Here is a 9,300-nt window from a genome sequence, read left to right as displayed (position 1 = left end):
CGTCCACCCCGCGAATATCGGTGCGGGCCATGATGAGGAAGTTCTCGTCCCGGCGGGCGCTCGCGGCTGCCGCCACCCGCTGGGTGGCCGTCGCCAGGTCCACGACGGCCTTGTTGTCGAGGTGGCCGCAGCGTTTGGGGTTGACCTGGTCCTCGAGGTGACAGCCGGCGAGCCCGGCGTTCTCTAGTTCCTGGATGGTCCTGGCCACGTTCATCGGCTCGCCGAAGCCGGTGTCCGCGTCCACGATGGCCGGAAGGTCCGTGACCCGGGCGATCTGCCCGGCGCGCTGGGCCACCTCGGTGAGGGTGGTGAGCCCGATGTCCGGCAGGGCCAACTCATTGGCCAGCACCGCACCGGAGATGTACAGCCCCTGGAACCCCTGCTCCTCCACCAGTTTGCCGGAGAGAGGGGTGTAGGCCCCGGGGAACTGCACGGCGGCACCGGGCTGCAGCAGTTCCCGCAGACGGACCCGCTTCTCGGCGGCAGTCAGTGACGAATACAGCATCAGAAGAGTCCCTTCGGGGCAGCGGCCAGGTCGATGACGCCGGGGGCCGCGGTGATGTTCAACTGGTCCAGCTCACCGGCGCCGAGCGACGCCGTGCGCTGGGCGGCATCGAGGAAGCGATCGATCTCCTCCGGGGCCACCAGGCCCTCGGCCAGGGTGCGGAACTTGTGGATGTACTGCTCCCGCGCGAACGGCCTGGCTCCCAGAGGGTGGGCATCGGCCACGGCGATCTCGTCCGTGATGGTCTCGCCGGTGGCGGTGGTGATGACCACCCGGCCGCCGAAGGCCTTCTCCGAGATGTCCAGGGAGTGGTACCGGCGGGTCCACTCCTGATCCTCCTCGGTGGTGACCTTCTGCCACAGTTCCACGGTGTCCGGACGTCCTGCCCGCTCCGGGGAGTAGGAGTCCACGTGATGCCACGCGCCGTCCTGGAGTGCCACCGTGAAGATGTACGGGATGGAGTGGTCGAGGGTCTCCCGGGAGGCCTTCGGATCATACTTCTGCGGGTCGTTCGCGCCGGAGCCGATCACGTAGTGCGTGTGGTGCGAGGTGTGGATGACGATCGAGGCGACGTGGGAGGGATCGGCGAGCTCGGGGTGCTCGCCGTGCAGCTTGCGCGCGAGGTCGATCCAGGCCTGGGCCTGGTACTCGGCGGAGTGCTCCTTCGTGTAGGTGTCCAGGATGGCGCGCTTGGCCTCGCCGGGCTCCGGCAGCGGCACCGTGTACCGGGCCTCCGGGCCATCCAGCATCCAGGCGATGACCCAGTCTTCGCCCTCATAGATCGGCACGGGTGAGGTCTGGCCGCGCAGGGCGCGGTCGGCTGCCTCGACGGCCATCTTGCCGGCGAAGGCGGGGGCGTGGGCCTTCCACGTGGAGATCTCACCCTTGCGGGACTGGCGGGTGGCCGTCGTCGTGTGCAGCCCCTGGCCGATGGCCTGGAAGATCGTCTCGGTGTCCAGCCCCAGGAGGGTACCGATGCCGGCCGAGGCCGAGGGGCCGAGGTGGGCCACATGGTCGATCTTGTGGGCGTGCAGGCAGATGGCCTTGACCAGGTCCACCTGGAGCTCGTAGCCGGTGGCGATGCCCCGGATCAGGTCGGCGCCGTTGGCACCGGTGTGCTGGGCGACCGCCAGGATCGGCGGGATGTTGTCCCCGGGGTGGGAGTACTCGGCGGCCAGGAAGGTGTCGTGGTAGTCCAGCTCGCGCACGGCCACGCCGTTGGCCCAGGCGGCCCATTCCGGGGAGACCTTCTCGGTGATGCCGAACACGGAGGCTCCCTGTCCGCCTGACGTGGGCGCGTGGGTCAGGGCCTGCGCCCGGGCGGCGACGATCGGGCCGCGGTTCAGGGAGGCGATGGCCACCGAGGCGTTGTCGATGATGCGGTTGATGACCATCTCCTCCACTTCGGGGTCGATGGCCACGGTGTCGGTGGCGACCTCGGCCATCTTCCAGGCGAGCTGGTCCTGGCGCTGAAGGTTTTCTTCGGAACGGTAGACGCGGACGTCGTGGTCGATCATGGGGTCCTCTCCAAGGTGGATGTGGGGTGGTCTGGGGTGGGGCCGGCTGGTCCAGTTGGTTCTGTAGGTTCTGTAGGTTCTGCCGGTTCTGCCGGTTCGGTCTGGTGTGACTGCAGGTGCGCCAGGGCGTGGTGCAGGTGGAGGGTGGTGGTCGCCGCGGCCAGTTCGGGGTTCCGGTCGGCCAGGGCCCGGGCGATGGCGGCATGCTCCGTGGCCGACGCCGCCAGCCGCGCCGGATCGTTCCGGGAGAAGCGGCGCAGCCGCGCCAGGTGGATGCGCAGGGACCTCAGGTGCTGGGCCAGGTAGGCGTTGGCACAGGCGGCATCCACGGCGTCGTCCAGCTCCGTGGTCAGCCGGTAGTAGGACTCGGGATCCTTCCCCCGGCGGAGTGGTTCCGTGGCGGACTCGAAGCGGGCAGCCAGCTGCCCGAAGACCTCTGAGTCGGCGTGCACGGCGGCCCGACGCGCGGCCAGCACCTCGAGCACCGTGCGCAGGTCGAACAGGTCCTCGGCCTCGTCCAGGGAGACCTCCGTGACCACGGTCCCGCGCCCGCTGGAGGGGGCGGCCAGCCCTTCGGACACCAGGCGTCCGATGGCCTCGCGCAGCGGCGTGCGGGACAGGCCCAGGCGGGCCGACTGCTCGACCTCGCCGAGGAGCGACCCGGGGGGAAGCTGACCTTCGATGATCTCCTGACGCAGGGTCCGGTACGCACGTTCACTGGCTCTCACAGGGACTAGCGTATACACAAATGTCTGTGTATGGGCGATAGCGGGAGAAATCGGCCCCGAATCGGCCCCCTTTTCGGCTTCGATCCCCCCGTTGCGTATACACAGGGTGGACGTGGCGTGGCTCACGTCCTAGGTTGGTCCCATGCCCTCAACGTCCTCTCCGGGTAATCCCACCCCTCCCTCTGCGCCCTCTGAGCCGTACGCGTCCGTCTACCGCAGGTCCATCGAGGACCCTGAGGGATTCTGGCTGGAGGCGGCCGCTGCCATCGACTGGACGGAGCCGCCCACCCGGGTCCTGGACGATGCGGCGGCACCGATCTACCGGTGGTTCCCCGGGGCCCGTATGAACACGTCCGTGAACTGTCTGGACCGGCACGTGGCTGCCGGCCAGGGCGAGCGCACCGCGATCATCTATGACTCGGCGGTGCTCGGCACCGTGGAGCACATCAGCTACGCGGACCTGACCGACCGGGTGTCCCGTTTCGCCGGGGCGCTGGTGTCCCTGGGCGTCGGCCGCGGCGACCGCGTGGTCATCTACCTGCCGATGACACCGGAGGCTCACGTGGCCATGTTGGCCTGCGCCCGGATCGGGGCGGTGCACTCCGTGGTGTTCGGTGGATTCGCGGCCCCCGAGCTGGCGGCGCGCATCGACGACGCGAAGCCGGCGGCGATCGTGACCTCCTCCGGGGGCATCGAGCCGAACCGGCGCGTGGAGTACCTGCCCGCGGTGGCTGAGGCCGTGGCCCTGGCGCAGCACCGGGTCGGGGCCGTGGTGGTCAAGCACCGCGACGGTTTTGAGCACAGTCTGGACAGCCTGGACAGGAAGCGGGCCGACGTCGGCAAGGATGCCGGGAACGCGCCCGAGGCTGGTACCCGGTGGGTCGACTGGGACGAGGCCATGGCCGAGGCCGAGCCGGCGGCGGCCGTGGACGTGGCCGCCACGGATCCGCTGTACATCCTCTACACCTCCGGCACCACCGGCTCGCCCAAGGGCGTGGTCCGGGATCACGGCGGACATGCGGTCGCCCTGGCCTGGACCATGGCGAACATCTACGACGTCGGCCCCGGCCAGACGATGTTCACCGCCTCGGACGTCGGCTGGGTGGTGGGGCATTCGTACATCGTCTACGCACCGCTGCTGGTCGGGGCCACCACCGTGCTCTACGAGGGCAAGCCCGTGGGGACCCCGGACGCGGGGGCGTTCTGGCGGGTCGTCGCCCAGCACGGGGTGCGCTCACTGTTCACGGCACCGACCGCCTTGCGGGCCATCCGCAAGGTGGACCCGGACGGTGCCCTGGCCCGAGGCCACGACCTGTCGGAGCTCCAGACACTGTTCGCGGCCGGCGAGCGGCTGGATCCGGAGACCCAGGGCTGGATCGGTGACCTGCTGGGCGTGCCGGTCGTGGACAACTGGTGGCAGACCGAGACCGGCTGGCCGATCGGCGCCAACCCGGTGGGGCTGGAGGCGCTTCCCATCAAGACCGGTTCCTGCACCCGGCCCACTCCGGGCTATGCCGTGGAGATCCTGGACGGGCGCGGGCAACCGGTCGAGTCCGGGGTGGAGGGCAACATCTGCCTCCGATTGCCCCTGCCTCCCGGGACCCTGACCACGTTGTGGGGCAATGACCAGCGCTTCATCGACTCCTATCTCAGTGCCTTCGAGGGGTATTACGCCACGGGCGATTCGGGACTGGTGGATGAGGAGGGCTATCTCTTCGTCATGGGCCGCACGGACGACGTCATCAACGTGGCCGGTCACCGGCTCTCCACGGGTGCCCTCGAGCAGGCGCTCGCCGCCCATCCGGCGGTGGCCGAGTGCGCGGTGATCGGGTTGGCGGACCCGCTCAAGGGCCAGCGGGCCTCCGGCTACGTGGTGCTCAAGTCCGGGGTGGAGGTCGAGGGGGAGACCGCGCTGGAGGAACTGCTGGCCGAGCTGCGCGCCATCGTCCGCACCTCGGTGGGCGCCGTGGCCGACTTCAAGCAGGTGGCCGTGGTGGACGCGCTGCCGAAGACCCGGTCCGGCAAGATCCTGCGCAAGACGATGCGGCAGATGGCCGATGGTGAGGAGTACGTGGTGCCCTCCACCATCGAGGACCGTTCCGTGCTCGACGCCCTCGTGCCCACTCTCCGCACCGGCCCGTAGGTTATCGGGGCTCGGGGCCACGTCCGGACCAGCGGTACTCGTTCTCCGGCCGCCCCGGTGTCCCGTAGCGCGGAGAGCGGTCCACCAGGCCCTGCCGGAAGAGGTGTTCCAGGTAGCGCCGTGCCGTCACCCGGGATGTCCCGACGGCGGCCCCCACCTCACCGGCGCTGCGTCCGGCCACCGGGCCGGACCGGGACGCGGACTCGGTGCCGGACCGGTTGCCGGAGTCCGGGGCAGATCCCGGGACAGCAGTCAGGTCGGAGCGGAGCAGATCCACGATGGAGTCGAGGGTGCCCTCGGTGAGCCCCTTGGGCAGGGTGGCCGGGCCGGCGCTGCCGTGGTGGCGGAACGCCCGGTCCACCTCCGCCTGGCTGCGGACCGACCCGGTTCCGGCGAGGCCGGTGGACAGTTCCCGTGCCACCCGCAACCGTTCGGCGAACTCGGGATAGCCGAAGGGCTTCACCAGGTACTGGACCACGCCCAGGGCCATGGCCTGGCGGATGGTGGGCACATCCGTGGCGGCGGTCATGGCCACCACCGACCCGGCGAACCCCGCGGCTCGCATCCGGCGAAGCACCTCCAGGCCGTGCCCGTCCGGAAGGTTCATGTCCAGCAGCACCACATCCACGCCGAAGGAGCCGTGTTCGCGCCACTGGGTGGACAGGAACCGCACCGCGTCGGCCAGGGTGGGGGAGAGGTGCACCTGCCGGTAGCCACCGGCCCGGGCCAGGTACTCCCCGTAGGTCTCCGCCGCCAGGGCGTCGTCCTCGACGACCATCACTCGCTCACTGGTCATCGTGGCCTCCTGCGCCGTCATGCATGGCGGGTTGGGGTGGCGGACGGTGTGCCGGACACCGTGGCGCGCGGACACCGTCCGCAGGCAGCGGCAGCTCCACGGTGAACACGGTGCCAGAATCCAGGGCCAGCTCCACACCCCCGCCCAGTGAGAGGGCCGTCTGCCGGACCAGGGCAAGGCCGATGCCCCGGCCGGCGGCACCTGCGGGCTTGGTCGAGAATCCGAGGTCGAACACGTGTCCGCGATCCTCCGCGGAAGGGCCGGGGCCGCCGTCCGCCACCTGCAGGACCAGCCAGCCGGCGTCGGTGTGGGCCTCTGCCTCCACCCAACGGTCCTCCGCCGGCCGTGCGGGGTCCGCCGCGGCGTCGATGGCGTTGTCCACCAGGTTGCCGAGGATCGTCACGAGGTCCTGCGCGGAGAACCCGGTGGGGGAGTCCACCTCGACCCGGTAGTCCATCCGCGCCCCGCGTTCGCGCGCCTGGGCGGCCTTGGCGGCCAGGAGGGCCTGCACCGCCGGTTCGCCGGTGGGATCCAGCGGACCCGGTTGGGCGGCGCCGGCCGTCACACCCGACGCCAGCAGGTCACGTGCCTGGTCGATCCGCCCCAGTTCCACGAGGGACAGCACGGTGTGCAGCCGGTTGCCGTGCTCATGTGTCTGGGCACGCAGGGCATCGGTCAGGGATCGGATGCTCTCCAACTCGCGGTTCATCTCCTGGACGTCCGTGCGGTCGTACAGTGTCACCACCGTGCCCCCGTCGGCGCCGGCCGGGACCTGCTGCCTCCGTCCGCGCCGCCACCCAATGGGTGTCCGCAGCCGCGCCGGCGGGACGGCCGGACGGGTACGGTGCTGGTTCACCACCAGGATGCGGCCGGGGACGGCGAACAGCTCGTCCCGCGCATCCCGCCCGGACTCCAGCAACCCGGCCAACGGGCCTGGCAACTGAAGGTCCGCGAGCGAGACGGTTCCCGGGGTGCGGTCCGCGCGGTGGCCCAGGGGAGGGAGATCCAGCAGCTCGGCCGCGCGATCGTTGTACAGGCTCAGCTCTCCGGTGGCGGAGACCAGCACCATGCCCTCATTGACGTTGTGCAGGGCGGTGTCCAGCACGGTGAACCGATGGGCCAGCTCCTCCGGGCCGAGTCCGTGGGTGGTCCGGCGGATGTACCGGCCCAGGGCGATAGAGCCGGCCAGCCCGAGGGCCGCGACGAGTCCCATGCCCAGCAGGATGCGCGGGATCTGGGCGGTCACCACGATGTCCAGTTCGGAGACGCGGTGCCCCACGCCGACGATGCCGACCACCTCGGCGCCGGGGGCGTCCGAGGACAGGACGGGGACCAGCGCGCGGAGGGAGAGGCCGGCAGGCCCGGTGGCCACCGTGTCCACCTGGCCCTGGCCGGCCAGGACCGCCGAGAGGTCATCGGGGTACCGGGTGCCGTTCTGGGCCGGGTCCCGGTGGGCGACCCGGGAGTAGTCGGTGCCGAAGAAGGTCACCCAGTCCACCTGGGCCTGTTCGGCGAGCTCGGTGGTGAGCGGTTGCAGCGCCGTGCTGGGGTCCGCGGCCCTGAAGCCGTCACGGATCCGTTCTTCGTCGGCGATCAGGCGCGCCGTGGAGAGCACATTGGCTCGCTCCAGCCCATAGACCGTCCGCTGGGTCTGCTGGTAGCTGAAGACCACCAGGGCGACGGTGAGGATCAGCAGCGCGACCAAGTGGGCCGTCGCCAGCCGGCGGGCGATGCTCCACGGCCGCCGGGAGGTTCTGGACGCATCGCGGCGGGCGCGCCGACGCCGCCCGTCCAACCGGTCTCCCGCCGTCAGTCCCGCCGTGGTGCCCACCGTGAATCCTCGTTCTGGTCCGTCGCTGTGAACTCTCGCCGGGATGCCTCACCACGATGCTCGATGCACGTCGCTCAATGCTCGGCGGCGGGCTTCATCGGCCCCCGGATGTGGTCTGCGCCATGAACTTTATGACCGCAAGGGTGATGTGACGCACGTCCCACGGTGATGATCGTCGCAACGAAGAGACCGTGAGTCACCCCACTGTAGAGGACATCCCCATGACGAACCCATCCGACCAGGCCGCAACGCGGCACGCCCCGGCCGGCCCGCCGGCGTCGGGACCCGCGGCAGACCGGACACCGGCCATGCCGGCGAAGAAGAAGGACCGCACGCACTGGCTGTACATCATGGTGATCGCCTCGGTGATCCTGGGGGCCGCCGTCGGACTGCTGTTCCCGGAGTTCGGCAAGTCCCTCAAGCCGCTGGGCGACGGCTTCGTCTCGCTCATCAAGATGATGATCGGCCCGGTCATCTTCTGCACCATCGTGCTCGGCATCGGCTCCATCGCCAAGGCCGCCACCGTGGGCAAGGTGGGCGGCTTGGCCCTGCTGTACTTCATGGCCATGTCCACCTTCGCCCTGGGTCTCGGCCTCGTCGTCGGCAACCTCATCCACCCGGGCGAAGGTCTGGCCCTGACCCCCTATGACCCGGATGCCGCCCAGGCGGACCTGGATCCGACCGTCGCGTTCCTGCTGGACATCATCCCCGGCTCGGTGCCGGTGTTGCCGGTGCTGTTCGTCGCCCTGCTGGTGGGCTTCGCCCTCCAGGCGATGGGGGAGTCCGGGGCGCCGCTGCTCAAAGGCCTCACCCTGATCCAGGGCGTGGTGTTCCGCATCCTGATGATGATCATGTGGATCGCCCCGATCGGCGCCTTCGGCGCCATCGCCGCCGTCGTGGGATCCACCGGTTGGTCCGCCATCGGTGCCATGGCCCTGCTGATGGGCGCCTTCTATGCCACCTGCATCGTGTTCATCGTGGTGGTGCTCGGCACCCTGCTCCGGCTGGTCACCGGCGTGAACATCTTCAGGCTGATGAAGTACCTGGGCCGCGAGTACCTGCTCATCTTCGCCACCTCGTCCTCCGAGTCCGCCCTGCCGCGCTTGATCGCCAAGATGGAGCACGCCGGCGTGCACAAGTCCGTGGTGGGCGTCACGGTGCCCACGGGCTACTCCTTCAATCTGGACGGCACGGCCATCTACCTGACCATGGCGGCCCTGTTCGTCTCCAACGCCATGGGCCTGGAGATGAGTCTGGGTGAGCAGATCGGCCTGCTGGTGTTCATGATCATCGCCTCCAAGGGGGCCGCCGGCGTCACCGGTGCCGGCCTGGCCACCCTGGCCGCGGGGCTCCAGGCACACCAGCCGCAGCTGCTCGGTGGCATGGGCGTGATCGTGGGCATTGACAAGTTCATGTCCGAGGCCCGCGCACTCACCAACTTCACGGGCAACGCCGTGGCCACCATGCTCATCGGCAAGTGGGTCGGTGAGTTCGATCCCGTCAAGGCTGACAACGTGCTCTCCGGCCGGGACGCGTTCGATGAGGAGATGGTGGTCGGTCATGGCCTGGGCGACTACTCCGAGGATCGCCCGGCGCGTCGTTCGGAGGGCCGTGAGGAGGGTGGCACGGGTCAGGGCTCGCCCGAATCCGGGACCCAAAGGCACCCCTTCGACCCGCGCGAGTCTCCGACGGCGGCCGAGCAGGCCTTCGAGGGCCACCCGGAGTCCAGCCTCAATGTGGTGGGCTCGGCCCCGCAGCGCTGAGTCCCCGCGGTATCGAT

The 9,300-nt window shown here is 69.9% G+C and carries 7 protein-coding genes; 2 read left to right on the top strand and 5 right to left on the bottom strand.

Features of this window, described 5'->3' with window-relative positions; all coding sequences use genetic code 11:
* The 3 genes from RUH65_RS06330 to RUH65_RS06320 form a co-directional block, all read right to left on the bottom strand.
* A partial coding sequence (locus RUH65_RS06330; protein ID WP_313816446.1) for an isocitrate lyase/phosphoenolpyruvate mutase family protein occupies positions 1–505 on the bottom strand: 505 nt, incomplete at its 3' end.
* Positions 505–2,022: an MmgE/PrpD family protein gene (locus RUH65_RS06325; protein WP_313816445.1), complete on the bottom strand. Its 1,518-nt coding sequence runs from the start codon at positions 2,020–2,022 to the stop codon at positions 505–507. The genes RUH65_RS06325 and RUH65_RS06330, both read right to left, overlap by 1 nt.
* Positions 2,019–2,750: a GntR family transcriptional regulator gene (locus RUH65_RS06320; RefSeq protein WP_313816444.1), complete on the bottom strand. Its 732-nt coding sequence runs from the start codon at positions 2,748–2,750 to the stop codon at positions 2,019–2,021. The genes RUH65_RS06325 and RUH65_RS06320 overlap by 4 nt, the downstream gene beginning before the upstream one ends.
* A gap of 142 nt (positions 2,751–2,892) precedes the next feature.
* On the opposite strand from RUH65_RS06320, the gene RUH65_RS06315 reads away from it, so the two are divergent.
* Positions 2,893–4,893, top strand: a complete 2,001-nt coding sequence (locus RUH65_RS06315) for an AMP-binding protein (RefSeq protein WP_313816442.1) — start codon at positions 2,893–2,895, stop codon at positions 4,891–4,893.
* Position 4,894: 1 nt separating this feature from the next.
* Here the strand turns inward: RUH65_RS06315 and RUH65_RS06310 are convergent, their stop codons facing one another.
* Together RUH65_RS06310 and RUH65_RS06305 are read right to left on the bottom strand one after the other, a co-directional pair.
* Positions 4,895–5,689, bottom strand: coding sequence for a response regulator (locus RUH65_RS06310; protein WP_313816441.1), 795 nt, complete (start codon positions 5,687–5,689; stop codon positions 4,895–4,897).
* A complete protein-coding gene (locus tag RUH65_RS06305; protein ID WP_313816440.1) occupies positions 5,679–7,520 on the bottom strand; it encodes an ATP-binding protein in 1,842 nt (613 codons plus the stop codon). The genes RUH65_RS06310 and RUH65_RS06305 overlap by 11 nt, the downstream gene beginning before the upstream one ends.
* A gap of 308 nt (positions 7,521–7,828) precedes the next feature.
* On the opposite strand from RUH65_RS06305, the gene RUH65_RS06300 reads away from it, so the two are divergent.
* Positions 7,829–9,283, top strand: coding sequence for a cation:dicarboxylate symporter family transporter (locus RUH65_RS06300; RefSeq protein WP_313816451.1), 1,455 nt, complete (start codon positions 7,829–7,831; stop codon positions 9,281–9,283).
* The last annotated feature ends 17 nt before the right edge of the window (positions 9,284–9,300 follow it).

This window comes from Citricoccus sp. (assembly GCF_032154715.1).
Lineage (GTDB): Bacteria > Actinomycetota > Actinomycetes > Actinomycetales > Micrococcaceae > Citricoccus.
This window is presented reverse-complemented; position numbering and strand designations above follow the sequence as displayed.